Origin of the sequence: Pseudomonas sp. BJa5, assembly GCF_030272875.2 — a bacterium.
Taxonomy (GTDB): domain Bacteria; phylum Pseudomonadota; class Gammaproteobacteria; order Pseudomonadales; family Pseudomonadaceae; genus Aquipseudomonas.
On sequence record NZ_JALRNG020000085.1, the window covers coordinates 1 to 687 of the forward strand.

Consider the following 687-nt stretch of genomic DNA (forward strand, 5'->3'; position numbering starts at 1 on the left):
CTGGTAATCAACCTGACCAATGGCCAGCAGATCGTCATTGGCGTCGGTCAGAGCACTGGCACCGTGCAGTTCACCGCACCGGACAACGTACACAGCACCAACCTCGACCTGACCAACGCGATCAAGGACGTCAGTGGTGGTAACTACGAGGAGCTGACTGCTTCCGGTGAGACCACCGTGACCGTCACCGACGGTCCAGGTACCGAAGACACTACCGGTCTGAAGCTGACCGCGACCCCGTCGGTCAACGAAGGTGGTGAAATCACCTACACCGCGACGCTGACCAACCCGGCTGGCACCGCCATGACCATCACCCTCAGCAACGGTGAGTCCATCACCATCGCTGCCGGTGAGACTTCGGGCAGCGTGACCGTGGCGGCACCGGATGACGATGTGTACATCGACGCCGGCCAGGTCGAAGCGACCATCACCGGTACGTCCGGTGGCGACTTCGAGAACCTGGCTGTGGATAACACTCCAGCCGTCACCGAGGTCAACGACACCATCGATCCATCGACGGTGAAACTCACTGCCGACGTCAGCACTATCGGCGAAGGTGGCGTGATCACCTACACCGCTACCGTCAGCGCCCCGGTGACCGGTACCCCATTGGTGATCAACCTCACCAACGGCCAGCAGATCGTCATCGGCGTCGGCCAGAGCACGGGCACCGTGCAGTTCACCGCG

The 687-nt window shown here is 61.7% G+C and carries 1 protein-coding gene; it reads left to right on the forward strand.

Translation table 11 applies throughout. The annotated features are described in order from the left end of the window. Window positions 1–687 (forward strand): immunoglobulin-like domain-containing protein (locus tag M2D63_RS25525; protein WP_353050882.1); only part of this gene is annotated, 687 nt, incomplete at both ends.